Consider the following 25,262-nt stretch of genomic DNA (forward strand, 5'->3'; position numbering starts at 1 on the left):
GCGGCCTACCGGTCGTGGCCGCGCGGTGCGAAGGCCTCGTCGGCGAGCACGCGCTTCAGCACCTTGCCCTGGCTGTTGCGCGGCAGGTTCGCCAGCACCGCGATCCGCCGTGGCGCCCGCAGCCCGAGCCTTTCGCGTGCATAGGCCAGCAGCATGTCGGCCGTGACCGGCGCACCGGCATGCAGTTCGACCGCCGCCACCGGGATCGCGCCCAGCGCCGCGGATCGCACCGCCAGCGCCGCTGCGGCCGCGATCGCGGGATGCGCTTCGAGCGTCCGCTCGATCTCGGCGGGAAAGACGTTGATGCCGTTCACCATCATCATGTCGTCGGCGCGGCCATGGATGGTGAGCGCCCCATCCGCCGCGACCGACACCAAATCGCCCGGGTGGAACCACCCGTCGCGGAAGCGCCGCGCCGTCTCGGCCGCGTCGTCCCAGTAGCCCAGCGCCATGCCGGCGCCGCGCAGGCGCACCTCCCCCGGCGTGCCGGGCGGTGCCGGCCGGCCATCCTCGCCCAGCACCTCGACCTCGACGCCGGGCAGCGGCGGGCCGACGCTCTCGGTGGCGGAGTGTTCGCCCGGCCGCGTCATGGCGATGCCGCCGAGCTCGGTCGTGCCGTAGGAGACGTGGAAGTTTGGCGTGACGGTCGCGAGGATCTCCTGGCGCACCGGCCAGGGGATGCGCTGTGCGCCGATCCTCAGCAGCACCCGTGGATCGAGCCGCGCGCCGTCCTTCGCCGCCGCGACCATGGCGGGCACGTGCGACAGCGTCATGCCCAGCGCGTCGATCCGCGCGGCGGCGCAGAAATCATGCAGCGCGCGCCCTCGCAGGTCCGAAAAGGCGGATGTGCCACCCAGCAGCGCGCTGAAGATGCGGTGGCGCTTGGCGTTGTTGTGCTCGACCGAACCAAGCCGCAGCGTCCGGCGCCCGCGATATTCCGGGTAGCCGCGCTGCGCCTGCGCAAGCAGCTGGGCCAGCGAGAACCCCATGATCTTCGCCCGCCCCGACACGCCGGAGCCGGTCAGGAAGACAGCCGGGGCCTGCGGGTCGGCCAGCGGCGCGGGCGGCAGCGTCCCGGCCTCGGCGGTGTCCGAGCGCAGCCGCCCCCAGTCGCAGAAGGCCCGGCCAGGCAGGCCATCCGCCGGCGTGTCGCCGACCACCAGCGCGACATCGAGCCGGTCGGCGAGGTCGAGCCGCAGCGCGGGCGGATCGTGGGAGGCCAGGCAGACCTGCCGCGCGCCGCTCATGAGCAGCGCGAGGCAGGCGGTCATGTGTTCGGCCTCGTTGCGCAGGGTCAGCCCGACCATGCACCCCTCATGCGCGCCGCGCGCCGCGAGCGCGGCCGCGAGGTGCAGCACGCGGCGCAGCAGCGTGGCGTGGTCGACGCTGCCCGATTCGCCCAGCAGGGCCGGCTGGTGCGGCGCCTGGGCGGCATGGCCGGCGAGCAGCCGCTGGAGCAGCGACCCCGCTTCAGCCTGCGGCATGCGACAGGCGTTCGAATCGTGCGCTCTCGGTGGCGAAGATGTCCCGTGCCGCGGCGGCGTCGCCGCCCACCGGCTCGCACATGGCGCGCGCCAGCGTGGCGCGCAGCGCGGGGGAGGCGAGCGCCGCATTGGCCGCCGCGGCGACGTCGGCGCGCCAGGCCTCCGGCGCGTGCGGCGGGGCCAGCAACGCCTGCCAGACATCCCAGTGGAAGCCGGGCAGCAGGGTCTCGCTGACCGTCGGCAATTCGGCCAGGACGGGCAGCGCCGGCCGTTGGCGCGTGGTGCTGCCGAGATTGGCGAGCCCGGGCGGCCCGCCCATCAGGTTGACCGCGCCGAGGATGCCGAAATCCACATGCCCGCCGGCCATGTTCGCGACGACCTGGCCGGCATGGGCGAAGGGCACGTGCAGCGCCGCCGCGCCGATGCCGGTCAGCAGTTCCACCACCGCGAGATGGGTCGCGCTGCCCGCCCCCGACGACGCATAGGTCAGCCGGCCGCTGGCCCGCAGCATGGCGCCGAAGCCAGCCAGGTCAGCGCAATCGAGGCCGGGCCTCGTGGCGACCACCATCGGCGATCGCGCCGCCACCAGGATCGGGATGAGCTCGCGCGCGCGGCTCTGGCGGATGACCGGGTCGGTCGTGTTCGCGAGCGACGAGGTGCCGAACAGCAGCGTGTCGGTGCCGCGTTCGGCGGTTGCGACGGCATTGGCGGCGCGCGTGCCGCTCGCGCCGTTGACGTAGTCGATCACGATGGGGCGGGCGAGCAGCGCGGCGAGGTCAGGCGCCAGTGCCCGCGCCACGACATCGAGCGTGCCGCCCGGCCCGAAGCCCAGCACCAGGCGCAGCGGCGCGCCCTGCGCGCGGGCAACCGGGGGCGCGCCCTGCGCGTGGGCCACGGACGGCGCGGCCACGATGGCAAGGCCGGCCATGAAGGACCGGCGCCGAAGCGCCATGCCCGGGGGTGCTGGTGTCATGGGGTATGGCCCTGGCTGCGAATTCACACAGCAGGACCATAACCCAAGATTGATTTACTGTCTCACAGTTCTTGTTTGGCGCGAATTCCGTGCCTGAACCTGGAGCATGCTGCGTTCGCTCGCGCTCACTACGCAGGCTCCAGCCTCTTGCTTTCAGAGCATCTTCACGCGTTCAGATGACTCCCTCTCAACGCGGTCTGCTCTCTAGGCCGCTGCGTCGACCGGTGCGTAGGGCAGGCGCTTCACCCGGTCCATGTTGATGCCCTCGATCCGCAGCAGGCGCGTCGGGCCGTCGCGGCGCGGCGAATGCAGGATGCCCGGTTCGTACAGGTACGCGTCGCCGGGCTTCATGGCGTAGTCCTTGATGCGCTTCGCCTGGCCCGGGGTGGTCTCGGTCGGGCGCGCGAGGCATTCCCAGTCGGTCATCACCGTCTCGCCGGCGGCCTGGCCGTAGATCGCCCAGGACGGGCCGTGGTCGTGCGGCCCGCTGGTCTTGGCGTCGCGATAGGCGTGCGCCAGCACGGTGAAGCCGAGCTCCGGGTCCTCGTACAGCACCTGGCGCTCGGGCGTGGCGTCGTTGATGTGGGTGGCGACGAAGTCGGCGTCCTTCAGCGCCTCGCCGACCAGGTCGCAGACCATGATGCGGCCTTCGATCCCGGGGTTGTCCTTCAGCGCGGCGCGGGCGCGGGTCACGAACTCGTCGAGGGTCATGGGCATGGACTGTCTCCTCCTGCCAGGCTGTGGAGCAGAGTTTGCTCCCCCCGGAGGCGCAGCGGAAGAGGCGCAGCGGAAGCGGCGCGCGGCGCGGCCGGTCACGGCTGCGCCAGGAAGTCCCGCGTGTCCGCCACGGCCTGGGCCAGCCCCAGCCGGCGGATCAGCACGCCCGGCGGCAGGCCTTGCAGCAGCCGCGACGGCGCGGAGCGATCCAGCAGCACGAACACCCCCTTGTCGTCGGCCCGGCGGATCAGCCGCCCGAAGGCCTGGCGCAGCCGGTGCCGCGCGATGCGGTCGTCGTAGTCCTTGGGCCGCCCGCCCGACAGGTGCGTGCGCCGTTCGCGATGCAGGATGGTCGGGCGCGGCCAGGGCACGCGGTCGAAGACCAGCAGGCGCAGCGCGCGGCCCGGCACGTCCACGCCATCACGCATGGCGTCGGTGCCGAGCAGGCAGGCATGTTCCTCGGCGCGGAACACATCGACCAGGGTGGCGTTGTCCATCGCGTCGATGTGCTGGGCGTACAGCGGGATGCCCGCCTGTTCGAGCGGCCTGGCGATGCGCGCATGCACGTCGCGCAGCCGGCGGATGGCGGTGAACAGCCCCAGCCCGCCGCCGCCGGCGGCCAGGAACAGCGCCTGGAAGGCGGCCGCGACCTGGCCGGCATTCTCCTTCGCGACATCGGTCACCACCAGGCAGCGCGTGCGCGCGGCGTAGTCGAAGGGGGATGGCACGGCGGCGCGGATCGCGGGCAGCGGCAGGTGGGATGCACCGGTGCGCGCCTCGGCCTCGCGCCAGGTCGCCTCGGGGTCGTCGTCGTCGGTCTCGGCTTCGTCGCGCAGCGTGGCGGAGGTGATCAGCACGCCATGCGCGGGCGCCGCCACGGCGGTGGCGAAGGGCAGGGTGGGGTCGAGGAAATGGCGGTGCATGCCGGCATCGGAATCCTGCCCGCCGCGGCGTTCCAGGCTCAGCCAGTCGACATGGACCGGACGCGTGCCGGGCTGCGGCGGGTCGGCCTGCACGGTGGCGAGCATCGCGCCCCAGGCGCGCACCGGCATCAGCGCGCGGCGGTCGATGGCGCGGCAGGCGGCCTCGATGCGGATGCGGTCGCCGACCTCCAGCTCCTCCGCCTCGTCCTCCAGGCGCGCGGCGAGGCGATCGCGCAGGCTGGCCAGCGGTTCCTCGATGCGCCGCAGCGCGCGGTCCAGCGCAGCGGCGGCCGGCGGCAGGGCGGCGGTGACCGGGTGCAGGTCGCATTCGGAATCATACAGGCCGGCATCGCGCGCATCCTGCGTGCGGGCGAGCACCTGCTCGCGCGCGGCGCGCAGGAAGGCCTCGGCGGCATTGGGCGTCTCGTCCGGCGTGGCGCGCGGGTCACCGGCGAGGCGCGAGGGCCAGCCGGGCACCGGCAGCGCGCGCGCGGCGTGCAGCGCGGCTTCGAGCGGGGCGAGCAGGTCGGCGCGTTCGCCGATCAGCTCCTCGAGCCGCCGGCGCAGCCCGCGGGCGCGGGACCGGCCGCCCTCGGCCCCCAGCAGCCAGCGCCGGGCCTCGGCCATTTCGGCGCCGGTCAGGTCCGCGGAGAAGGCGGAATCGGCCGCGTCGAACAGATGATGGCCTTCGTCGAAGACCAGGCGCAGCGGCAGGCCGTCCTCGCCGCCGCCGAGCGCCGCCTGCACCATGACCAGCGCATGGTTCGCCACCACGATCTGCGCGGTGCGGGCGCGGCGGATGGAATGTTCGACGAAGCACACCTTGTAGTGCGGGCAGGCGGAGTGGATGCACTCGCCGCGCCGGTCGGCCAGCGGCAGCACGGCGCCGGGGCCGAACAGCTCGGCGATCCAGCCGGGGAAGTCGCCGCCGAGCAGGTCCCCGTCGCGGCTCGCCAGCGCCCAGCGCGCCACCAGGCCGAGCGCGATGGCGAGGTAGGGCGGCGCGCCGCCGGCGGTCAGGTCATCGAGGTTGAGCAGGCACAGGTAGTTCTCGCGGCCCTTGCGCAGCACCACGCGGCGGCGGCGTTCCTCGGGGTCGGGGAACAGCCGCGCGGTCTCCTGGTCGATCTGGCGCTGCAGGTTGCGGGTGAAGGTGCTGATCCAGACCGGCGCGTTGTTGCGCTCGGCCCAGAGGCTGGCCGGCGCCACGTAGCCCAGCGTCTTGCCGGTGCCGGTGCCGGCCTCGGCCAGCACCACCGCCGGCGCGCCGGGGCGTTCGCGCGGCGCGAAGGCGCCCGCCGCGGCCGAGGCGTAGTCCGCCTGCTGCGGTCGCTGTTCGGCGCCGGGCCCCAGGATCTCGGCCAGGCGCCGCCGTGCTTCGGCCGGTTCGACAGCGAAGGACAGCGGCGGGGTGGGGGGCGCGGCCTCCTCCCATTCCGGCAGGCGGCGCCAGATCTTGGCCGCGCGGGCGTCGGGCCTGGCCTTCGGGTCGCCGAGCGCGGCAAGGACGGATGGCGCCCAGGCCCAGCCGGCCTGGCCCATCAGCGCGGCAAGCCCGGCCGAATCGCGGTTGCGCGGGTGGTCGCGCGTGTCGGCCAGGTGGCGCAGCAGCGCGGTGGCCATGTCGGGCAGCAGGGCGGCGGCGGCTTCGTCGGTGGCCGGCTGCGGCAGGTCGAGGGCGAGTGCCAGGCCGCGCGGCGTCGGCGCGCAGGGTTCCGCGGGGCGGCAGAAGGCGAACAGCTCCAGCAGGTCGTGCGCCGCGTCGATATGCGGCAGGCCGAGGCGGCGCGCGGTGGCCGGGGCATGCACCAGCATCGGCGCGGTGTCGCCGATGCGCCTGCCCACCGCGTCGGCGGGCAGGGTCTCGAACTCGCCCTGGGTGGTCAGCAACACGGCATGGCCGAAGCCGGCGACCAGGCTCGGCACGTCCGGCAGCACGAGTCGCGGGGCGGAAGGCATGGCGCAGGATAGCAGCGGCGCAGGGCCGTGGCAGGGGCGCGCCTGCTGGGTCGGTCCCGCGCGCGGGGCGCCCCCGCGGATCAGGCGGCGTTCGGCGAGCGCGCGCGCCCGAGGTCAGTCCCGCGCCAGTGGCGCCGGCCGATAGGCCGCACTGGCCGCCACCACCGCGCAGCGCCCGCCCGGATAGCCGGGCGCCAGCACGGCCACATCGGCATCGCTGGGAACCGCCAGGGTATCGACCGACCGTCCCGCCGGGCCGAGTGCCGCCAGGATGGCGGGGGCGGCGAGGGGCTGCGCCCAGCCGTCGCGGGCCGGTTCCAGCCGCGCGCCCACCTGTCCGCGCCGCAACAGCGGTGCCTCGGTGCTGGCGCCGCCGCTCCAGTCCTCGATGCGTCGCTGCACCAGGATGCCGCGCACGCGTCCCTCGGCACCCAGCACCGGTGCGCCGGACAGGCCCGGGGCAATGCCGCGGCCGTCGGTGACGCGGAGGTCCAGCAATGCGCCCTCCGGCTGGCGACGCGCGGGCGCGAGGCCGGGGGCGGCCCGGAAGGCGGCCTCGGCGGCCGGGCTGTCGAACTGCGCGAGGGTCAGGATCGCCTGGTCCGCCCAGCCGGGATCGAGCGCCGCCAGGGGGTTCCACGGCCGCGCCGTGGCGGCGACGCGCGCGGTGCCGACCGGCGTGCCGTCGGGCAGGGAGAGGCGGATGGCGGCCTCCTGCGGGGCTTCCAGCGCGCGGGCGACGACATGCGCCGCGGTGATGATGCGGTTGGGCGCGCCAGGCGCGGCGGCGCTGTCGGCCACGATGAAGGCGGTGCCGCGTGTGGTGCGGCCACCGCGCGGGCCCGGCACGCTGACCCGCAGCACCGAGGCGCCGACGCCCGGCGGCAGCACCGCGGCGCCGGCCGCGAAGCAGGTGCCGCCCGGCGCGGCCGCTTCAGGCGACCCCGCGCCCGAGCAGGCGGCGATGAGCGGGAGGAGGGCGGCGAGGAGGAGCGGCGGCTTCATCATGCCGCAAGGATCGACGCGGCGGATGAATCAGCCGGAAATCCGGTGCGTCACGATCGTGCGTGAGCAAGATTGACGCGCGATGAAACTGTTGCCGCGAGAAGCGCGCGCCGGCCGGGAGGGCGCGCTGCGCCGGGCGGGGCAGGCGCCCCGCCCGCGCCAGGTCAGGCCGCCTTGCGTGCCACCGACGGCAGGCGTTCGGCGATCTGCACCGCGTTCAACGCGGCGCCCTTCAGCAGCTGGTCGCCACACAGGAAGAAGTCGAGACCATGCGCGCCGAACACGGGGTTGGCGCGGATGCGGCCGGCCTCGACATCGTCCTGGCCGGTGGCGTTGATCGGCATGGGATAGAGGCCCTGCGCCGGGTCATCCACCACCTTCACGCCGGCGGCGCGCTTCAGCACCTCGCGCGCGGCATCGGCGGTCACGGGGCGTTCGGTCTCGATCGTCACGGCCTCCGCATGCACGCGCATGGTCGGGATCCGCACGGCAGTGCAGGAAACCGGCAGGTCCGCCATGCCCATGATCTTGCGGCTTTCCCAGGCGACCTTCATTTCCTCCCGCGTGTAGCCGTTCGGCTGGAAGGCATCGATCTGCGGGATGACGTTGAAGGCGAGCGGCCAGCGGAAGACGTCGTGCGCGGGCTTCACGCCCTCGACCAGGACACGGCGGGATTCGCGCTCGAGCTCGGCCATGCCTTCGGCGCCGGCACCCGAGGCCGCCTGGTAGGTCGAGACGATCACCCGCTTCAGCCCGAAGGCCTGGCGCAGCGGTTCCAGCGCGACCACCAGGATGGCGGTGGTGCAATTCGGGTTGGCGATCAGCCGGGCGCCGCCGATCGCGGCCGCGTTCACCTCCGGCACCACCAGCGGCACGTCGTCCTGCAGGCGGAAGGCCGAGGAATTGTCGATCACCGTGACCCCTGCCGCGACCATGGCCGGGGCATGCGCCTTGGCGAAATCGCCCGAGACCGCCAGCAGCGCGATGTCGAGATCGCGCACCGCCTCGTCGCTGAAGGCCTCGATGGTGGTGGGGCCGAAGGGGGTTTTCACGGTCGTGCCGGCGCTGCGGGTGGAGGCGAACAGCCTCAGCGAGGTGACCGGGAAGGCCCGGCGCCCCAGAACATCCACGAGCTCGCGGCCCACCGCTCCGGTGGCGCCGACAATACCGACACGCATGTCCCTCTCTGTCCTTTCGACGGTTGGAAGGGGGCGAGTTCAATAGCGCAAAGGCCACGGCGGACCAATGCCTTCCGCGACCGGCCGCGGCCCGGCCAAGCGGGGGCGTGGCAAAGCGCCCCGGGCCTCCTATAACCCCCAACCGCCTGCTGGAAGACTGCGCTGCCGTGACGATCCCCCCGCCTGCCGATCTCTCCGCCGTCAAGGCCTGGCCCTTCGAGGAAGCGCGCAAGGTTGCCGCGCGGCTGGCGAAATCCGGCAAGGCGGAGGCGCTGTTCGAGACCGGCTACGGCCCGTCCGGCCTGCCGCATATCGGCACCTTCGGGGAGGTCGCGCGCACCACCTGGGTGCGCCGCGCCTTCACGCTGCTGACCGGCCTGCCCGCCCGCCTGATCGCCTTCAGCGACGACATGGACGGGCTGCGCAAGGTGCCGGACAACGTGCCGAACAAGCAGATGCTGGCCGAGCACATCGGCCGGTCGGTCACCGCCATCCCCGACCCCTTCGGCACGCATGAGAGCTTCGGCCACCACAACAATGCCCGGCTGCGGGCGTTCCTGGATGCCTTCGGCTTCGACTACGAATTCGCGTCGAGCACCGACTACTACCGCTCCGGCCGCTTCGACGATGCGCTGATCCGCATGGCGGAGAAGCATGACGACGTGCGGGCGGTGATCCTGCCGACACTGGGGCCGGACCGGCGCGCAACCTATTCGCCCTTCCTGCCGATCCATCCGAAGACCGGCGTGGTCATGCAGGTGCCGATGGAGGAGGTCCGCCCGGCCGAGGACCTGCTGATCTGGCGCGACCCGGCCGATGGCTCGCGCCACGCCACGCGCATCACCGGCGGGCATTGCAAGGCGCAGTGGAAGGCGGATTGGGCGCTGCGCTGGTATGCGCTGGGCGTCGACTACGAGATGTCGGGCAAGGACCTGATCGATTCCGTGCGGCTGTCCTCCGCGATCTGCCGCGTGCTGGGCGGCGAGCCGCCCGAGGCCTTCACCTACGAGCATTTCCTCGATGAGCAGGGCCAGAAGATCAGCAAGTCGAAGGGCAATGGGCTGACCATCGACGAATGGCTGCGCTACGCGCCGGCCGAGAGCCTGTCCCAGTACATGTACAACCAGCCGCAGCGCGCCAAGCGGCTGTTCTTCGACCAGATCCCGCGCGCGGTGGACGAATACCTGCAGCACCGCGCGAAGCTGCGCGCCGCGCCGGATGCCGCCAACCCGGCCTGGCATATCCATGGCGGCGCCGCGCCGAACGACCCCGAGCCGCCGGTATCCTTCACCATGCTGCTGAACCTGGCATCGGTGGTGAACGCCGACGATCCGGCGATCCTGTGGGGGTTCCTGGCGCGCTATGCGCCGGGGGCGACGCCGGCGACGCAACCGATGCTGGGCAAGCTCGTTGAGCACGCCGTGCACTACTATCGGGACTTCGTCGCGCCCACCAAGCGCTTCCGCCTGCCCAGCGCGGCGGAGCGGGAGGCGCTGTCCGCCCTGATGGCGGCGCTGCGCGACCGCGCCGTCGACCTCGACGCCATGCCAGTCGAGGACCGCGCCAAGGCGATCCAGGACATCGTCTACGATGCCGGCCGCCGCGAGCCCTTCCTGCAAGCCAACAAGGATGGCTCGATGGGTGTCTCGCGCAGCTGGTTCAACGCGCTGTACCAGGTGCTGCTCGGCCAGGAGGAAGGCCCGCGCTTCGGCGGCTTCGTCGCGCTGTATGGTATCGCCGGCACGATCGGGCTGATCGAGACGGCGCTGGCACGCGCGGAGCAGCCCGCGGCGTGACCCCATCCCAGCGCGCCCTCGCGCTGCTGAAGCGCCATGGACCGACGGTCTTCGGCCTGCTGATCCTGTGCGGCGCGCTGTTCGTGGTGCAGCGCGAATTCCGCACGCTGTCCTGGCAGGATATCCGTGGCGCGCTGCATGCGACGCCCGCCGGTGCGCTGTGGGCGGCGGCGGGGTTCACGCTGCTCGCCTACCTGGTGCTCACCGCCTATGACTGGCTGGGGTCGGTCTATGCCGGCCACCCGGTTTCCTATGCGCGGACCTCGCTGGCGTCCTTCGTGGCGTATTCGCTGGCCAACAACCTCGGCTTCGCGACCGTGTCGGGGGCTGCCATCCGGTATCGGTTCTACGCCGCGTGGGGGCTGCCGCCATCGGCGATCGCGAAGGTGGTGGCCTTCACCTCCCTGACCTTCGGACTGGGCGGCTTCGCGCTCGGCGGCCTGGTGCTGCTGGTGGAGCCCGAGGTCCTGGTGTTCTTCGGCGACAGCATCCCGCACTGGGTGAAGCAGGTGCTGGGCGGCCTGCTGTGGTGCATCGTGGGCGCGTACATCCTGCTCGCGCGGTTCGTGCCGCATTTCCGCATGTTCGGCCACAAGATCGACCTGCCGGGGTTTCGCATGGCGCTGGCGCAGACGGCGCTGGCCAGCGCCGACGTGGCGGTCACGGCGCTGATCTTCTGGTCGTTGCTGCCGCAGGTGGACAGCCTGACCTTCCTGCATTTCCTGGCGATCTACGTGGCTGCCTACACGGCTGGCATCGCCGCAAACGTGCCGGGCGGGATCGGCGTGTTCGACGGCGCGATCATGTTCGGCCTGGCCGGCTACCTGCCGGCGCCCCAGGTGGTCGGCGCGCTGCTGCTGTTCCGCCTGTTCTACTACATCGCGCCGCTGTTCATCGCGGGGCTGATGTTCGCCGCCTTCGAGGTCAGCCAGCGGCGGCATCTGCTCGACCGCTTTTCGCCCGAGCGCGGTGTCGCGATATCGTTCGAGGTGCCGGCGATGGCCGCGCTGGTCGGGCTGGCGGGGCTGACGCTGGTCTTCATCGGCGCGCTGCCGCCCAAGCCCGGGCCGCTCGACGGCGCCTTCGCCTTCATGGACGAGGCGGCAAGCCATTTCGCCGCTTCGGTGCTCGGATCGCTGCTGCTGATGGCGGCCTATGGGCTGGTGCGGCGCCTCGCCATGGCGTGGTGGGCCGCGCAGTTCTTCCTGGTGAGCGCGGCGCTGGTCGCCTGGCTGCGCGGCGAGCCCTGGTGGCTGACCGGCGGCTTCCTGCTGGTGGTCGTGCTGCTGGCCACCGTCCGCCCGGCCTTCTATCGCCGCGCCCGGCTGCTGGGCGAGGCGCTGACCGGCGAGACGGTCGCGGCCATCGCCGCACTCGGCCTGTGCGCGCTCACGCTCGCGACCGTCGCCTATGACGGGCAATTCGCCGAGCTGTCCTGGTGGGGCGTGGTGCTGTCGGGCGATGCGCCCAACACGCTGCGCTTCGCGGTCGGGCTCGCCGGCGTGCTGCTGCTGGTGGCGGCGTTCCGGCTGCTGCGCCCGGCGCGCCCGCCCGCGGCGCCCTATGGGCCGGAGATGCGCGCGCGCCTGGAGGCGCTGGGCGCACGGGCGCCACGGCAGGCGGATGGCGCGGTGTTCGGCGATGCCGGGCGCGCCGGCTTCGCCTATGTGCGGCATGACGGGATATGGCTGGCCCTGGGCGACCCGGGCGGCGAGGCGCGCGACCGCGTGTCGGCCATATGGCGCTTTCGCGACATCTGCGACCAGGCCGGGGTCGACCCCGCCTTCTGGCATGTCGGATCCGAGCTGCTGCGGGTCTATGCGGATATCGGCCTGACCAGCTTTCCACTCGATGGCGCGCCGGGTCGCTACCTGGCCTGCCGCGCGGAGCACGACCTTGCGGCACTGCTGCCGGCACTGCCGGGCCTGGGCGATGTGCGCTGACGCGCTTGCCACGGCCGCGCCGACAGGCCATTCCAACCGGCGCGTGCCTGGAGATGAGGGACTGATATGCGCATCGCCATGATCGGCGCCGGATATGTCGGGCTCGTTTCCGGCGCCTGCTTCGCCGAATTCGGCGTCGACGTGACCGTCATGGACGTGGACCCCGACAAGATCGAGGGGCTGCGCGCGGGGCGCATGCCGATCTACGAGCCGGGCCTCGAGAAGCTGGTGGCCGAGAACGTCCGCAACGGCCGGCTGACCTTCACCACCAGCATGGATGCGGCGGTCAAGGGCGCCGATGCGGTGTTCCTTGCGGTCGGCACGCCGGCGCGCCGCGGCGACGGCCACGCCGACCTGTCGTATGTCTATGCGGCGGCCGAGCAGGTGGCGCGCGCGGCGGACGGGCCGCTGGTGATCGTGACGAAATCCACCGTGCCGGTCGGCACGGGGCGCGAGGTGCAGGCCATCGTGCGCCGCGCCCGGCCACAGGCGCAGATCGCCGTCGCCTCCAATCCGGAATTCCTGCGCGAGGGCAGCGCGATCGGCGACTTCATGCGGCCGGACCGCGTGGTGATCGGCGTCGACGACGACCGCGCGCTGGCCGTGCTGCGGCAGCTCTATCGCCCGCTGTACCTGATCGAGACGCCGGTGCTCGCGGTCAGCATCGAGAGCGCGGAGCTGATCAAGTACGCCGCCAACGCCTTCCTGGCGACCAAGATCACCTTCATCAACGAGATCGCCGACCTGTGCGAGAAGGTCGGCGCCGACGTGCACGACGTGGCGCGCGGCATGGGGTTGGATGGGCGCATCGGGCGGAAGTTCCTGCATCCGGGGCCTGGCTATGGCGGGTCATGCTTCCCGAAGGACACGCTGGCGCTGGCGCGCACCGCGCAGGATGCCGGCGTGCCGATCCGGCTGGTCGAAGCCACCATCGCGGTGAACGAGGCGCGCAAGGCGCAGATGGCGGACCGCATCCTGGCGGCACTCGGGCCTTCGCCGGCCGGCAAGCGCGTGGGCGTATTGGGGGTGACCTTCAAGCCCGAGACCGACGACATGCGCGATGCGCCATCCCTGGTGATCCTGCCGAAGCTGGTCGCCGCCGGCGTCGAAATCCGCGCCTTCGACCCGCAGCCGGGCCATGCGCGCCAGGCCCTGCCGGCCGCCGTCGCCTTTGTCGAGACCGCGCTGGGCGCCGCCGAAGCCGCCGATGCCGTGGTGGTGCTGACGGAATGGAACGAGTTCCGCGCGCTGGCGCCGGCGCGCCTGAAATCCGCCATGAAGGGCGACGTGATTCTCGACCTTCGCAATGTCTGGGACCCGGCGGCGATGCGCGCCGCGGGGTTCGCCTATTCCTCCATCGGCCGCCCGTGAGGGAGTGACCATGCCTGCCTTCAACCACCGCTTCGACCCGACGGTCCTGCGCGAATACGACATCCGCGGGATCGTCGGCAGAACGCTGAAGCCCGAGGACGCCTTCGCGATCGGGCGGTGCTTCGGCTCGGTGGTGGCACGCGCGGGCGGCAAGCGCGTGGCGGTCGGCTATGACGGGCGGCTGCATTCGCCGGAGATGGAGGCGCAGCTGGTGGCCGGCCTGCGCGCCTGCGGGCTGGAAGTGGTTCGCATCGGCCTGTGTGCCACGCCGATGCTGTATTTCGCCGCCTATGACCAGCAGGCCGATGGCGCGGTGATGGTGACCGGCAGCCACAACCCGCCGGACTACAACGGCTTCAAGATGATGCTCGGCAAGAAGCCGTTCTACGGCGCGCAGATCCAGGATATCGGCCGGATGGCCGCCGAGGGCGACGTGGTGCCCGAGAAGGCCGGCACCGACCGTGCCGTGGAGATCGCCACGCGCTACGCCGACCGCGTGCTGCAGGACTGGGATGGCGGCGATCGCGCGCTGAAGGTGGTGTGGGACCCGGGCAACGGGTCGGCCGGGCCGATCGTGAAGGCGCTCACGGCACGCCTGCCGGGCACGCACTACGTCATCAACGGCGATGTCGACGGCACCTTCCCCAACCACCATCCCGACCCGACGGTGGCGAAGAACCTCGAGCAGATCATCGCCGAGGTGGCGCGCGAGAAGGCCGACCTCGGCATCGCCTTCGACGGCGATGGCGACCGCATCGGCGTGGTGGACAATGAAGGCCACATCCTGTTCGGCGACCAGCTGCTGATCGTCCTCGCGCGGGATGTGCTGAAGGCGAAGCCGGGCGCGACGATCATCGCCGACGTGAAGGCATCGCAGGTGCTGTTCGACGAGGTCGCGAAGGCCGGCGGTGAACCGCTGATGTGGAAGACCGGCCATTCGCTGATCAAGGCCAAGATGGCCGAGACCGGCAGCCCGCTGGCCGGCGAGATGTCGGGCCACATCTTCTTCGCCGACAAGTGGTACGGCTTCGACGACGCGCCGTATTCGGCGGTGCGGCTGCTCGGCATCGTCGCGCGGATGGCGGGATCGCTGGCCGAGGTCCGCGCCGCGCTGCCGCAGGTGATCAACACGCCGGAGCTGCGCTTCAACTGCGAGGAAGCGCGCAAGTTCGTCGTGGTGCAGGAAGTGAAGGATCGCCTCGCCGCCGAGGGTGCCAAGGTGCAGGCCGTGGATGGCGTGCGCGTGCTGACCGATGACGGCTGGTGGCTGCTGCGCGCGTCGAACACGCAGGCGGTGCTGGTGGCGCGCTGCGAGGCCTCGTCCGAGGCAGGGCTCGATCGGCTGAAGGCGCAGCTGGTCAAGCAGCTGGTGGCGTCCGGCCTGGAAGCGCCGGATTTCTCGGCGGAGAATGCCGGCCACTGATCCGGCCTTCCCGGCGCCGGCGCGCACGGTCTAGCCTGCCTCCAGCGGCCCGGACACAGGGCCGCGGGAGGAGATTTCGGGTATGACCATCCAGCGCCGCCTGCTGCTGTCGTCGGCCCTTGCCGGCCTTGCCGCGCCCAGACTGGCCGCCGCGCAGGATTTCCCCACGCGGCCCATCCGCATCATCGTGCCCTTCCCCGCCGGCGGCACCACCGACCTTCTCGCGCGTCTGTTCGCCCAGCGCATGACCGAGACCATGGGCCAGTCCGTGGTGGTCGAGAATCGCGGCGGCGGCGGCGGGTCGATCGGCGCCGACGTGGTCGCGAAGGCCGCGCCGGACGGCTACACGCTGCTGTTCCACAACATCACCTTCCCGACCACCACGGCGGCAATGACGCTGGCCGGCCGCCCGCCGCACGACATCGAGCGCGACTTCGCCCCACTCTCGCTCGGCGCCAATGTTCCGCTGATCATCCTCGCCAATCCGGGCGTGCCGGTGACCGACCTCAAGGGCTTCGTGGACTGGGCGAAGGCGCAGCCGAACCAGCCCTTCTACGGATCCACCGGGCCTGGTTCCTTCATGAACATGGTCGGCGAGGTGCTGAAGCGCGACGCCGGTATCCGCATGGAGCACGTGCCCTTCCGCGGCGCCGCGCCGCTGGTGCAGGAACTCATCGCCGGCCGCGTGCAGCTTGGTGGCGACCAGATCTCGACCTGCCTGCAGCATGTGCGCGCCGGCACGCTGAAGGGCCTGGCGAATGTCGCTTCGCGCCGCTCGCCCGTGCTGCCGGACGTGCCGACGGTGCGCGAGCAGGGCTTCCCCTCGCTGGAACTGGAAGGCTGGAACGGCTTCTTCGCACCCGCGCGCACGCCCGCGCCGGTGATGGCGCGGCTCAACCGCGAGATCGCCGCCGCCGCCCGCCAGCCGGACTTCGTGCGCCGCTGCGAGGAGGTGGGTGCCGAGGCCGTGGGCTCCGATGCGGACAGCTTCGGCGCCATGGTGCGCGCGCAATCCGCCAAGATCCGGGACCTGGTGGTCAGCGTGAACCTGCGGCCGGAGTGAGCGCATGGCGCGGGCGATCCGTGATCCTGTTCGTCTACGGCACCTTGCTGGATGCCGGCGTGCTCACCCGCGTCGGCGGTGAGGCGGGGCTCGCGCGGCGTCTGCGCCCGGCGCGCCTCGATGGCTGGCGGCGCGTGGTGCTGCGCGGCACGCCCTACCCGACGTTGCTGCCGGCAGCGGGCGCCGTGGTGGCGGGCGCGGTGCTGCGCGTGGGCGCTGCCGCCTTCGCACGGCTGTGCGCCTATGAAGGCAGCGCCTATGGGTTGGTGCCGGTGCGCGTTGTCACGGCGCGTGGCGGCCTGCGCGCGCGCTGCTGGATCGCGCCGCCCTGGCGGGCGGATCGCGCGCGAGGCTGGCCGTGATCAGGGCACGGCGCGCGCCGCCGCGATGCCGCTGAACCACGCGCCGGCGACAGTCGCGGCGAAGCGCGGGTGGGTGGCCTCACCGGCGAAGCACAGGCGGCCATCGGCGAGCGGCGTGCCCAGCACGCGCCGCGCGGCCTGCGCGCCGGGCACGGCGTGCGAATAGGCGCCGCGGAACAGTGGGTCCTCGCCCCAGCGCGTGACGGTCGCGCGGCCAAGGGCGGCGGCGGCGGGGGCGCCGAACATGGTGGCGACCTCGCTGCGCGCGGCCGCTGCGGCGGCGGCGGTATCGCCCGCCAGGTCCCAGGCCTGGGCGCCGCCGCAGAAGCCGATCAGCAGGGGTTCCCCGAACAGGCGCGAGATGAAGGACATCGGGCGGTCGCCCGGCGCCTCGACGGCGCGGCGGAGGCTTGCGAAGGGCGGCAGGGCCGGTGCGGCGGGATCATCGGCGCGGAAGGCGATCTTGGTCAGCAGCCCCATCGGCAGGGCGTGGATCGCGCCCTGCGTCGCATCCGGCAGCGGTGGATCGAAGGCCATGCCGCCGGCTGCCAGCACGCCGGTGGAGACGGTGACGATCGCGGCGCGCGCGGCGATGCTGCCGAAGGCGCCTTGCGCCACCACGCCGCGCGCGCCCCAGCGCAGCCGGTCCACGTGGGCCGCGAGGCGGACCGGCAGTCCCTCCGCCAGGCGGGCGACCAGGCCGCCGACGCCCTCGCGCAGGATCAGGTTGGGGCTGTCCAGCGCCGTCGCGGCGAAATCGTGCAGGGACATGCGGGAGAGTTCGGCGGCGCAGATCTGCGCGCCCTCCCAATGCGCCACCGTCGCGTCCCAGGGGCCGCCGCGTGGCGCGGCCTGGTCGGCGGGGCGGTCGGGTGCGCCATCGGCGGCGGCGGTCTCGATCGCGGTCCAGAAGGCGTGCTCCGCGGCGGTGAAGGCGGCGCGGTCCGCGGCATCGGCGAACCGCCCGTGCGCGAACAGGCGGCGGTCGCGCAGCGCGTCGTGGTCCAGCAGCGCCAGGCCCAGCGCGCGGGCCAGCGGCGTCAGCGGGTTCTCATCGGCCTGGTGCAGCCAGGAGGCGCCGTGGTCGAAGGCGATGCCGAGCGAATCGCGTTCGGTATAGGCGCGCCCGCCGACACGCGCGCCGGCCTCCAGCACCACGCAGCTCCGCCCGCGCGCGGCGAGCGCCCGCGCCGCGGCGATCCCGGCGCAGCCGGCGCCGATGACGAGGACGTCTGGATCGGAGGGCAACATCGCCGCATCATGCCCCGGACCGCCCAGGGGATGAACCATGCTGCAAGCGCCGCCCGCCGAACCCGGCATGCGCGAGGACGAGATCGACACGCCCGCGCTGGTGATCGACCTCGATGCCTTCGAACATAACCTCGACACCATGGCGGCGCTGCTGGCACCGACCGGCGCGAAGCTTCGCGCCCATACCAAGACGCACAAGTCGCCGGTGATCGCGAAGCTGCAGGTGGCGCGCGGCGCGGTCGGGCAATGCGTGCAGAAGGTGGCGGAGGCCGAGGTGCTGGCCTGGGGCGGCATCCAGGACGTGCTGGTCACCAACCAGATCGTCAGCCCGCGCAAGCTGGCGCGGCTCGCCGCACTCGCGCGGATCGCCGATGTCGGCCTCTGCGCGGATGACGAAGCGCAGGTCGTGATGGCCGAGCAGGCGGCGGAGGCGGCCGGCATCCGCCTGAAGATGCTGGTCGAGATCGATGTCGGCATGGCCCGTGGCGGCATCGAGCACGGCCCGCCCGCGGTGGCACTCGCCGAGCGCATCGCCCGCAGCCCGCACCTGATCTTTGGCGGGTTGCAGGCCTACTACGGCACCGCGCAGCACATCCGCGCCCCGGCGGCGCGCGCCGAGGCGGCGCAGCAGGCGGTGACGCGCACGCGCCGCACCATCGAGCAACTGAAGCAGCGCGGGCTCGACTGCGCGATCGTGGGCGGCGGCGGCACCGGCACCTTCCAGCACGAGGCGGCGAGCGGGGTCTACACCGAGATCCAGGGCGGCTCGTACGTGTTCATGGATGTGGACTACGCGAAGAACGAGGACGGGCCGCCCTTCCGCCAGTCGCTGTTCGTCGCGACCACGGTGATGAGCCGTGCGGGGCAGGGCATCGCCGTGGTGGATTGCGGCCACAAGGGCGTGGCGGTGGATTGCGGCATGCCGGGCGTGTGGCAGCGGCCCGGGCTGCGCTTCGCGGGGGCATCGGACGAGCACGGCAAGATCGTGGTGGAGGATGGCGCGACGCCGGCGCTGGGCGAAAGGCTGCGCCTGGTGCCGGGCCATTGCGACCCGACCGTCGATCGCTACGACTGGTATGTCGGCGTGCGGAAGGGGCGGGTGGAATGCCTGTGGCCGGTCGCGGCGCGGGGTGGGATGGCGTGACGCGCGCCAGCCGCGTCACACCGGAATGGTGGCGTTCTCGCTGAGGGTGCGCAGCGCCAGCGTCAGCCGGTCGACATCCGGGCCGGCGCCCGACCGCGACATCGTCACGTAGAATTCGTTGCCGACGCTGTCGTGGAAGGCCTGCTCGCGCAGGGCGATCTCGCCCAGCGCGTGGAGGTCGTTGACGATCAGCCGAAAGCTCGACGGCAGGAAGCGCCAGACATGCACGTCGACATACCCGCCATCGGCGGTGTCCTTCGCCAAGGCCCGCAGCGCGTCCGGCAGGTCGATGAAGAAGCGCAGCGGGTCCTGCCCGCCGATCGACCAGCCGATGGCGCCGCCGCGCACTGCGTTGTAGGCCCGGTCGTCCCATACGGCACCGGGTGAGGGCATGCGTCGCCCGTCGAGATGCGCCTGCAGCACGGCGCCGGTGCTCGACCACGGGTGCAGCACGTCGAAGCAATGACGCTTGTCCGGGACGGCCAGCAGCAGGACGCCGTCGGGTTTCAGCAGGGCCTCGCAATCCTTGAGGAAGCCTAGCATGTCCGGCGTGTGTTCGATGACATGCGAGGCGACGATGTAGTCGAACAGCGCGCGCTCGCCGACCGTGCCGGCCAGGCCGCGATCGGTGACGACGAAGTCGACAGGTTCGATCATCGCGATGTCGACATGCGGGTTGTCGAGGTACTTCGCCCGCAGACCCTCGGCGTCGGTGTAGTCCGCGGTCCTGACATCGAAGCCCGCGGATTTCGGCAGCAGCGGGTTGTAGCTCGGGCCGATCTCGAGGCCGTGGCCCGCGGTATCGATGAGCGACCGGAGGAATTCGGTTCTGTCCACGCGCATCGGCTCCCTGACGTTGCGGCGGCCGGCTATTGGCTCGCCCAGACGATCCGATGCATCCAGGTGATCTCGGGCAGTTCGAAGCTGTAGCTCGGATGCGCCGGATTGAGGCTGGCCAGTTCGATCCGCTTCGCCGACAGGCGGCGCAGTTCCTTGGCCATCACCTCGCCCTTGCCGGTGCGTACCACCACGCGGTCGCCACGGCGCACCGGCGCACCGGGGGAGACCACCACCACATCGCCGTCGCGGAAGACGGGCTCCATGGATTCCCCCGAGATCTCCAGCGCATAGGCATTGGGGTCGCCGATCTCGGGCAGGGAGATCTCGTCCCACGACCCGCCGACCGGGTAGCCGCCATCGTCGAAATAGCCATCGCCGCCGGCCTGGGCCAGGCCGATCAGGGGAATGCGCCGGCCCGCGCCGCCGCGCCCGCTGCCGCCGCGCGACAGCGCCGGCATGCCCGAGACCAGCGAGGCGAAATCATCGATCCCGCGCCCGACGGCGTTCAGCACCTTCGCCACGCTCTCGGTGGAAGGCCAGCGCGCGCGCCCATCCGCGCCGATCCGCTTGGAGGGGTTGAAGGCGGTGGGGTCGAGCCCGGCCTTGCGTGCGAGGCCGGAGGCGGAGAGCCCGTGCTCGGCCGCCAGGGCATCGAGGGCGCGCCAGATATCGTCATGCCGCATGAGAAACGGTGTCCTTGGGTCGCAGGACGCGAATCCAGATGAAGTGGGCGTCCTGGGGAAGCTATCCTAGGTCTGGTGTCGCAAAGCAATAGGTCAATGTTCCTTTTTCGGCTTGCCGGGGCGCAACTCTTGCGGTTAATGTTCTTGTATTGTTCACCCCACAGGCGAGAACCCCCCATGCGCCCCGCCCCCCGCACTGCCCATGCCCCAAGCTATGCCAGCATCGCCGCCGCCGAACCCTTCCGGTCGGCCGAGGAAGCCTGGTTCTGGACCATGTCCGCGCTGATCGCGCGGCGCGACGGCGCGCGCATCACCGCCGGCAAGGGCGACAAGGTGCGCCCCTGCGAACCGGACGACGTGATCAAGTGCCTGGACCGGCTGTACCGCCACCGCCGCATCGACCTGATCCACGCCCGCATCATGCGGATCTGGGGTGAGCGCGGCCAGGCGCCCGACCCGCGCCACCTGTCCGAACGCGCCGACGCCGCCCAGTGGCGCGAGGCGATGAACCGCCTGGAATGGCCGCTGCGCGTCAAGGGGATCGTGGCATGACGGCGCAGGCCCCGGCAGGGCGGGAGGCGCGCGGGACCCCCCGGCTGCGCGCCGCCCGCGACGCCCCCCAGCAGGTCTGGGTGGTGTTCGGCGGCCAGGCCGACCAGGCCTGGCTGCGCCCGCTGCGCCGCGGCTTCCGCCATTGCTTCGCCGCGCTGCGCGACGAGGCCGGCTGGACGGTCGTGGAACCGGTCTCCGGCCGGCTGCTCGTGCTGCGGGTCAACATGCCGGCGCGCTACGACCTGCCCGGCTTCTATCGCCGGGCGGGGCTGCGCGTGGTCGGCCCCTTCGCGCCTGGCGAGGCGCGCGCGCGTTGGCTCCCGCCCGTGCTGCCGCAGACCTGCGTGGGGCTGTGCCGCGCGCTGCTGGGGAGCGGCGCACCCTTCGCCGTGACGCCGTTCGGCCTGTTCCGCCGGCTGGTGAAGAAATTTCGTGATGATAGGAAAAATGTCTTGACCGCCGCCGCGGCCTGACGTATCACCATCAGGCCAACGGGCGATCTGCGCCTGGCGGCCTTCCTCCCGATCCCCTCCCGACCTTGCGCGAGCCCGCCCTTCCCCCCGGAAGGGCGGGCTCGCGGCTTTTCGGGGTGCGCGCGGGAGGTCCCGTCCCCCCGATCGAGAGGAGCCGTGCGCGCATGGGTGGCCTGTTCCGCGCCCCGAAACCCGTCGTCATCGCGCCTGCCGCCGCACCGGCCCCCGCGCCGGCCGCAGCACCGCAGCAGGCCGCCGAGGAGACCGCCGCCGCGTCCCGCGTCGAGGCGCGCGAGCGTGCCCGCCGCGGGCTGTCCGGCACCATCGCCACCTCCGCCGCCGGCGTGCTCGGCGCCCGCGCCGACTTCGCCGCGACGCGCAAGTCGCTGCTGGGGGAATGACATCATGACACCCGAGGACATCGTCGCGCGGCATGCCCGCGCGGTCGACCGCCGCCGCGCCCAGGATGCGCTGTGGCAGGACTGCTACGACCATGTGCTGCCGCCGCCGACCGGCGGGCGCGTCGCGATCTTCGACGCCACGGCAGCCGATGCGGCCGAGCAACTGGCGGCGTCGCTGCTGGCGGAACTGACGCCGCCGTGGTCGCGCTGGTTCGGCCTGGCGCCGGCCCGCGCGATGGAGGACGACACGCAGGCCGCCATCGCGCTGGAAGACGTGGCCGAGGTGCTGCAGGGGCATTTCGACCGGTCCAACTTCGCGCTGGAGATGCACCAGGCCTTCCTCGACCTGGTGATCGCCGGCACGGGGCTGCTGCTGGTCGAGGAAGCGCCGATCGGCGAGCCCTCCGCGCTGCGCTTCACCGCGGTGCCGCTGCGCGAGGCGGTGCTGGAGGAAGGCCCCTCGGGCCGGCTCGACACCGTGTTCCGTGCGGCGCGGCTGAGCGAGGCGGCGCTGCGCCAGCGCTACCCCGACGCGCCGATGCCCGCGGCGCCGGACGACGACGCCGAGGCGCCGCGCCATCGCGTGCTGGAAGCGGTGTGGCCGGATGCGCGCGGCCACGCTTTCCGCGCGCTGCTGCTGACCGACCGCGGCCCGCTGGTGCTGCGCGATGGCCGCTTCGCCGAGAGCCCCTTCATCGGCTTCCGCTGGCTGAAGGCGCCAGGCGAGGTCTATGGCCGCGGCCCGGTGGCCAAGGCGCTGCCGGACATCCGCACCGCCAACAAAGTGGTCGAGCTGATCCTGAAGAACGCGTCGATCGCCGCGACGGGCATCTGGCAGGCCGATGACGACGGCGTGCTGAACCCGGCGACGGTGCGGCTGGAACCAGGTGCGATCATCCCGAAGGCGCCGGGGTCCTCGGGCCTCACGCCGTTGCAGGCGCCGGGGAATTTCGACGTCTCCCAGCTGGTGCTGACCGACCTGCGCGCGCGCATCCGTGGCGCCTTGCTGGCCGACCGCATCGGTCCGGAACGGCGCGACAACATGACCGCGACCGAGGTGCTGGAACGCGCCGCGCAGACCGCGCGCCTGCTGGGGGCCACCTATGGCCGGCTGCAGGCGGAGCTGCTGACGCCGCTGGTCTCGCGTTGCCTGTCCATCCTGCGCCGGCGCGGGGAGATCCCGCCGCTGCTGCTCGATGGGCGCGACACCGTGCTGCGCTACCGCAGCCCGCTCGCGCAGGTGCAGGGGCGATCGGATGCCGCGAACACGCTGCTGTTCCTGCAGGCGGTCCGCGCCATGGGGCCCGAAGCCATCGCCACCATCGACCTGCCGGCCGCTGCCCGTTGGCTGGGGCGCACGCTGAGCGCCCCCGCCGAAGTCCTGCTTCCCCCCACCGAGAAGGAGTGAGCCCCTCATGCCCGAGGACCTGCTGGAGACCGCGCTGGCCGAAGGTGCCGCGCCGCAGACGAACGCCCGCCCCGAGGACGTGCCCGAGAAGTTCTGGGACGCCGAGGCCGGGACGCTGCGCATCGACGCGCTGCTGAAATCCTATCGCGAGTTGGAGCGCCGCCTGTCGCAGCGTGCCGGCCCGCCGGGCGACGACGCGCCGGAGGAAGACCGCATCCGCTTCCGCCGTGCCATCGGCGTGCCGGACGGCCCCGATGGCTACGAGATCAGCGCGAAGCACGAACTCTGCTGCCCCGACGAGGACATCAACCGCCGCCTGCACGAAGCCGGCTTCAGCAGCGCGCAGGCCCAGCTGGTCTATGACCTGGCGGCCGAACGCCTGTTGCCGCTGATCGCCGAGGCCGCCGGCCAGTTCGAGGCCGAGCGCCAGGTCGAGAAGCTGCGCGACCACTTCGGTGGTGAGGAACGCTTCCGCCGCGTGGCGGCGCAGATCACGTCCTGGGGACGGTCGAACCTGCCCGCGCCGGTGATGGAGGCGCTGTCCACCACGGCCGAGGGCGTGATCGCCCTGCATCGCATGATGGAGGGCAAGGAACCCGGCTTGGCGCGGCGCGGTGAGGAGCCGAGCGCGGCGGATGAGGGTGAGCTGCGCGCGATGATGCGCGACCCGCGCTACTGGCGCACGCGGGAGCCGGAATTCGTCAAGCGCGTGACGGATGGCTTCCGCCGGATGGTGGGCGGGGCGGGCTGAACACGGCGGCGCGCCCTGCGGCACGCGGCACGCAACGAACCACGGAGGACATCCATGCCGGTCAGGATCACGCAGGCCGACCTGCGTCAGGCCATGCGCGATGCGCGGTATTGGAAGCCGGGGCATTCGGAGCGCGCCGCGTACTCCGCCTGGGTCACGGATGGCTTTCGCGCCTTGAATCCGCCTGATGCTGCGCCGCGGAATGCCGTCTGGGTTAAGGCCTATACGCGGGACGGGCATGTCGTTGCGGCGCATTGGCGCGCTTCGCCGCCGCGGCAGGCGACTGCTGGTGCGACTTCGGATCAGTCATCCGCTATGCGTCCGCCGGGCGTTTCCGCAGACATTGTCGAGGTTGGAGCGCTCAGCAGAATTCTGCGAAGACTTCGGCGCGGGCCGGCGGATGGACGTGGGTCAGGCGGCGGAACATCGTCTGCCCCCGGCCGAGGTCGACATCCACGCAGGCCTGACGGGGAGGGGCGAGACCTTGTCGACGATCTTCGCAGTCAGCCCGACACGCGACGCATGGACAATCTGCGCGATCGCGTCGATCAATGGGATCGCCCTGGTGGTGAAGCTGGGCGGGCTAGAGACCTGGAGAGCCTTCGGCCCGACGGGCCGCCGACCAACACGCCGGATGGAAGGCAGATCTACCGGCTGCAGGACGGTCGAACCGCAGTCGCCAGGCCAAGTACCAGTCCCGGAAGCGACGGAATGCCCACGCTCGAAATCGCTGAACCGACAGCGCGCGCTGGTCGGTTCCAGGCCACTGACAAGTTCCGCTATCCACCGGTACGTTAGGAGCTGCGAGATGACCGCCAATCGGCCGCCGTTTCTTCCCGGAGACGCGACGTTTCCCGCCCTCGACCAGATGCCGCGGGCCGGGTCTGCCGAGCAGCAGATTGCGCTGCAACTGAGTGCCGTGGAGATGGTCGAACCATACCGCGCTCCCAGTGGCCATCCAGGGATGCGACTGTCGAACGCCTGGCTAGGTGAACACGACTGGCGCATCCAGATGTTCTTCTATCGCGACCTTCCGTGGGAGCCAGGCAGGCTGCGCAATCTGATCTCTGCCGCCCGCCGCCGCGGTCATGCGACCCTGCTCGGCACGCCGACGTCGCTGACGTCGCGGCCCGGCGCGGTCTGGCGCCTTGCGCTGGAGGAGGATGCGATCGAGCGCTTCTTTGAAGCATACTACCTGTCCTTCAACCTGCTGTTTCCCGCCGACCGGAGCTTCGCCGTGAACGGCAATGACGGCGACTTCGCTGTCTTCGCCGGCCCCGAGGCCTTCGTCCGCGAAGCGGTGCCGGACGGAGCCATCGGGGCGGAGACGACGGCCGAAGTCGTCGCCGAGGTCGAGCGCGAGCACGGCAAGGGCTGCATGGAGGGCGTGCTTGCACACTACGCGCCCTTCATGATCGAGGGCTGAGCGCACCCGCGCTGCACCGCATTCGTACGACCTGACACAACCCGCCCTTCCGGCGCGGCTCGAGCGGCCCCTCCCGCCGCTCGCCGCGCCGGCGGCCCCGCGCGCCTGGCGCGCGGCGGCCCGGGGCGGGCGCGCG

22 protein-coding genes are annotated in these 25,262 nt (G+C 72.2%); 13 read left to right on the forward strand and 9 right to left on the reverse strand.

Annotation, left to right across the window (positions count from 1 at the left end):
- Window positions 1-5: 5 nt before the first annotated feature.
- From LQ222_RS16785 to LQ222_RS16810, 6 genes are all read right to left on the reverse strand, one after another.
- On the reverse strand, window positions 6-1,484 hold the full coding sequence (locus tag LQ222_RS16785) for a class I adenylate-forming enzyme family protein (protein ID WP_230167984.1): 1,479 nt from the start codon (window positions 1,482-1,484) through the stop codon (window positions 6-8).
- Window positions 1,471-2,436, reverse strand: a complete 966-nt coding sequence (locus LQ222_RS16790; RefSeq protein ID WP_230167985.1) for a tripartite tricarboxylate transporter substrate binding protein — start codon at window positions 2,434-2,436, stop codon at window positions 1,471-1,473. Before LQ222_RS16790 ends, LQ222_RS16785 begins: the two co-directional genes overlap by 14 nt.
- A 225-nt stretch (window positions 2,437-2,661) precedes the next feature.
- On the reverse strand, window positions 2,662-3,174 hold the full coding sequence (locus tag LQ222_RS16795; RefSeq protein ID WP_230167986.1) for a hypothetical protein: 513 nt from the start codon (window positions 3,172-3,174) through the stop codon (window positions 2,662-2,664).
- Between the two features lie 95 nt (window positions 3,175-3,269).
- Complete coding sequence (locus tag LQ222_RS16800; protein WP_230167987.1) at window positions 3,270-6,056, reverse strand: ATP-dependent DNA helicase; 2,787 nt, start codon at window positions 6,054-6,056, stop codon at window positions 3,270-3,272.
- A gap of 114 nt (window positions 6,057-6,170) precedes the next feature.
- Complete coding sequence (locus LQ222_RS16805; protein WP_230167988.1) at window positions 6,171-7,064, reverse strand: serine protease; 894 nt, start codon at window positions 7,062-7,064, stop codon at window positions 6,171-6,173.
- 161 nt (window positions 7,065-7,225) lie between these two features.
- Window positions 7,226-8,239, reverse strand: coding sequence for an aspartate-semialdehyde dehydrogenase (locus LQ222_RS16810; RefSeq protein ID WP_230167989.1), 1,014 nt, complete (start codon window positions 8,237-8,239; stop codon window positions 7,226-7,228).
- A 167-nt stretch (window positions 8,240-8,406) separates the two neighbouring features.
- Here LQ222_RS16810 and LQ222_RS16815 point away from each other — a divergent pair, with 167 nt between their 5' ends.
- The 6 genes from LQ222_RS16815 (at window position 8,407) to LQ222_RS16840 (ending at window position 16,197) form a co-directional block, all read left to right on the forward strand.
- Window positions 8,407-10,035 carry a lysine--tRNA ligase gene (locus LQ222_RS16815; protein ID WP_230167990.1) on the forward strand — a complete coding sequence of 543 codons (1,629 nt, stop codon included), beginning with the start codon at window positions 8,407-8,409 and terminating at the stop codon, window positions 10,033-10,035.
- Window positions 10,032-11,978: a lysylphosphatidylglycerol synthase domain-containing protein gene (locus LQ222_RS16820; protein WP_230167991.1), complete on the forward strand. Its 1,947-nt coding sequence runs from the start codon at window positions 10,032-10,034 to the stop codon at window positions 11,976-11,978. Before LQ222_RS16815 ends, LQ222_RS16820 begins: the two co-directional genes overlap by 4 nt.
- Window positions 11,979-12,044: 66 nt before the next feature.
- On the forward strand, window positions 12,045-13,349 hold the full coding sequence (locus LQ222_RS16825) for a UDP-glucose/GDP-mannose dehydrogenase family protein (protein WP_230167992.1): 1,305 nt from the start codon (window positions 12,045-12,047) through the stop codon (window positions 13,347-13,349).
- A gap of 10 nt (window positions 13,350-13,359) precedes the next feature.
- A complete protein-coding gene (gene pgmG / locus LQ222_RS16830) occupies window positions 13,360-14,772 on the forward strand; it encodes a phosphoglucomutase/phosphomannomutase PgmG (RefSeq protein WP_230167993.1) in 1,413 nt (470 codons plus the stop codon).
- Between the two features lie 82 nt (window positions 14,773-14,854).
- A complete protein-coding gene (locus tag LQ222_RS16835; RefSeq protein WP_230167994.1) occupies window positions 14,855-15,835 on the forward strand; it encodes a tripartite tricarboxylate transporter substrate binding protein in 981 nt (326 codons plus the stop codon).
- Entirely contained in the window at window positions 15,832-16,197 is a 366-nt protein-coding gene (locus LQ222_RS16840; RefSeq protein WP_230167995.1) for a gamma-glutamylcyclotransferase family protein, read from the forward strand. The genes LQ222_RS16835 and LQ222_RS16840 overlap by 4 nt, the downstream gene beginning before the upstream one ends.
- On the opposite strand, the gene LQ222_RS16845 is transcribed toward LQ222_RS16840, so the two are convergent.
- The gene (locus LQ222_RS16845; RefSeq protein ID WP_230167996.1) at window positions 16,198-17,445 is read right to left on the reverse strand and encodes an FAD-dependent oxidoreductase; all 1,248 of its coding nucleotides are present in this window, start codon (window positions 17,443-17,445) and stop codon (window positions 16,198-16,200) included. It lies immediately after the preceding gene.
- A gap of 40 nt (window positions 17,446-17,485) precedes the next feature.
- Here LQ222_RS16845 and LQ222_RS16850 point away from each other — a divergent pair, with 40 nt between their 5' ends.
- The gene (locus LQ222_RS16850) at window positions 17,486-18,592 is read left to right on the forward strand and encodes a DSD1 family PLP-dependent enzyme (protein ID WP_230167997.1); all 1,107 of its coding nucleotides are present in this window, start codon (window positions 17,486-17,488) and stop codon (window positions 18,590-18,592) included.
- Between the two features lie 15 nt (window positions 18,593-18,607).
- Here LQ222_RS16850 and LQ222_RS16855 read toward each other — a convergent pair whose 3' ends face one another.
- A complete protein-coding gene (locus LQ222_RS16855) occupies window positions 18,608-19,429 on the reverse strand; it encodes a methyltransferase domain-containing protein (protein ID WP_230167998.1) in 822 nt (273 codons plus the stop codon).
- A 32-nt stretch (window positions 19,430-19,461) separates the two neighbouring features.
- Window positions 19,462-20,115 carry a helix-turn-helix transcriptional regulator gene (locus LQ222_RS16860; protein ID WP_230167999.1) on the reverse strand — a complete coding sequence of 218 codons (654 nt, stop codon included), beginning with the start codon at window positions 20,113-20,115 and terminating at the stop codon, window positions 19,462-19,464.
- Window positions 20,116-20,292: 177 nt separating this feature from the next.
- On the opposite strand from LQ222_RS16860, the gene LQ222_RS16865 reads away from it, so the two are divergent.
- From LQ222_RS16865 to LQ222_RS16890, 6 genes are all read left to right on the forward strand, one after another.
- Entirely contained in the window at window positions 20,293-20,667 is a 375-nt protein-coding gene (locus tag LQ222_RS16865) for a hypothetical protein (protein WP_230168000.1), read from the forward strand.
- On the forward strand, window positions 20,664-21,140 hold the full coding sequence (locus LQ222_RS16870) for a hypothetical protein (RefSeq protein WP_230168001.1): 477 nt from the start codon (window positions 20,664-20,666) through the stop codon (window positions 21,138-21,140). Before LQ222_RS16865 ends, LQ222_RS16870 begins: the two co-directional genes overlap by 4 nt.
- A 164-nt stretch (window positions 21,141-21,304) precedes the next feature.
- On the forward strand, window positions 21,305-21,541 hold the full coding sequence (locus tag LQ222_RS16875; protein ID WP_230168002.1) for a hypothetical protein: 237 nt from the start codon (window positions 21,305-21,307) through the stop codon (window positions 21,539-21,541).
- Between the two features lie 4 nt (window positions 21,542-21,545).
- A complete protein-coding gene (locus tag LQ222_RS16880) occupies window positions 21,546-22,949 on the forward strand; it encodes a portal protein (protein ID WP_230168003.1) in 1,404 nt (467 codons plus the stop codon).
- A 7-nt stretch (window positions 22,950-22,956) separates the two neighbouring features.
- Window positions 22,957-23,700 carry a capsid assembly protein gene (locus tag LQ222_RS16885; protein ID WP_230168004.1) on the forward strand — a complete coding sequence of 248 codons (744 nt, stop codon included), beginning with the start codon at window positions 22,957-22,959 and terminating at the stop codon, window positions 23,698-23,700.
- An 808-nt stretch (window positions 23,701-24,508) separates the two neighbouring features.
- A complete protein-coding gene (locus LQ222_RS16890; protein ID WP_230168005.1) occupies window positions 24,509-25,126 on the forward strand; it encodes a hypothetical protein in 618 nt (205 codons plus the stop codon).
- Window positions 25,127-25,262: the final 136 nt, after the last annotated feature.

The organism is Roseomonas sp. CECT 9278 (genome assembly GCF_918698155.1).
Classification (GTDB): domain Bacteria; phylum Pseudomonadota; class Alphaproteobacteria; order Acetobacterales; family Acetobacteraceae; genus Neoroseomonas.

Coding starts and splice junctions, on each gene's coding strand:
- LQ222_RS16785 (WP_230167984.1), bottom strand. CDS start 1,484: ATGCCGCAGGCTGAAGCGGGGTCGCTGCTCCAGCGGCTGCTCGCCGGC.
- LQ222_RS16790 (WP_230167985.1), bottom strand. CDS start 2,436: ATGGCGCTTCGGCGCCGGTCCTTCATGGCCGGCCTTGCCATCGTGGCC.
- LQ222_RS16795 (WP_230167986.1), bottom strand. CDS start 3,174: ATGCCCATGACCCTCGACGAGTTCGTGACCCGCGCCCGCGCCGCGCTG.
- LQ222_RS16800 (WP_230167987.1), bottom strand. CDS start 6,056: ATGCCTTCCGCCCCGCGACTCGTGCTGCCGGACGTGCCGAGCCTGGTC.
- LQ222_RS16805 (WP_230167988.1), bottom strand. CDS start 7,064: ATGATGAAGCCGCCGCTCCTCCTCGCCGCCCTCCTCCCGCTCATCGCC.
- LQ222_RS16810 (WP_230167989.1), bottom strand. CDS start 8,239: ATGCGTGTCGGTATTGTCGGCGCCACCGGAGCGGTGGGCCGCGAGCTC.
- LQ222_RS16825 (WP_230167992.1), top strand. CDS start 12,045: ATGCGCATCGCCATGATCGGCGCCGGATATGTCGGGCTCGTTTCCGGC.
- pgmG (WP_230167993.1), top strand. CDS start 13,360: ATGCCTGCCTTCAACCACCGCTTCGACCCGACGGTCCTGCGCGAATAC.
- LQ222_RS16835 (WP_230167994.1), top strand. CDS start 14,855: ATGACCATCCAGCGCCGCCTGCTGCTGTCGTCGGCCCTTGCCGGCCTT.
- LQ222_RS16850 (WP_230167997.1), top strand. CDS start 17,486: ATGCTGCAAGCGCCGCCCGCCGAACCCGGCATGCGCGAGGACGAGATC.
- LQ222_RS16860 (WP_230167999.1), bottom strand. CDS start 20,115: ATGCGGCATGACGATATCTGGCGCGCCCTCGATGCCCTGGCGGCCGAG.
- LQ222_RS16865 (WP_230168000.1), top strand. CDS start 20,293: ATGCGCCCCGCCCCCCGCACTGCCCATGCCCCAAGCTATGCCAGCATC.
- LQ222_RS16870 (WP_230168001.1), top strand. CDS start 20,664: ATGACGGCGCAGGCCCCGGCAGGGCGGGAGGCGCGCGGGACCCCCCGG.
- LQ222_RS16875 (WP_230168002.1), top strand. CDS start 21,305: ATGGGTGGCCTGTTCCGCGCCCCGAAACCCGTCGTCATCGCGCCTGCC.
- LQ222_RS16880 (WP_230168003.1), top strand. CDS start 21,546: ATGACACCCGAGGACATCGTCGCGCGGCATGCCCGCGCGGTCGACCGC.
- LQ222_RS16885 (WP_230168004.1), top strand. CDS start 22,957: ATGCCCGAGGACCTGCTGGAGACCGCGCTGGCCGAAGGTGCCGCGCCG.
- LQ222_RS16890 (WP_230168005.1), top strand. CDS start 24,509: ATGACCGCCAATCGGCCGCCGTTTCTTCCCGGAGACGCGACGTTTCCC.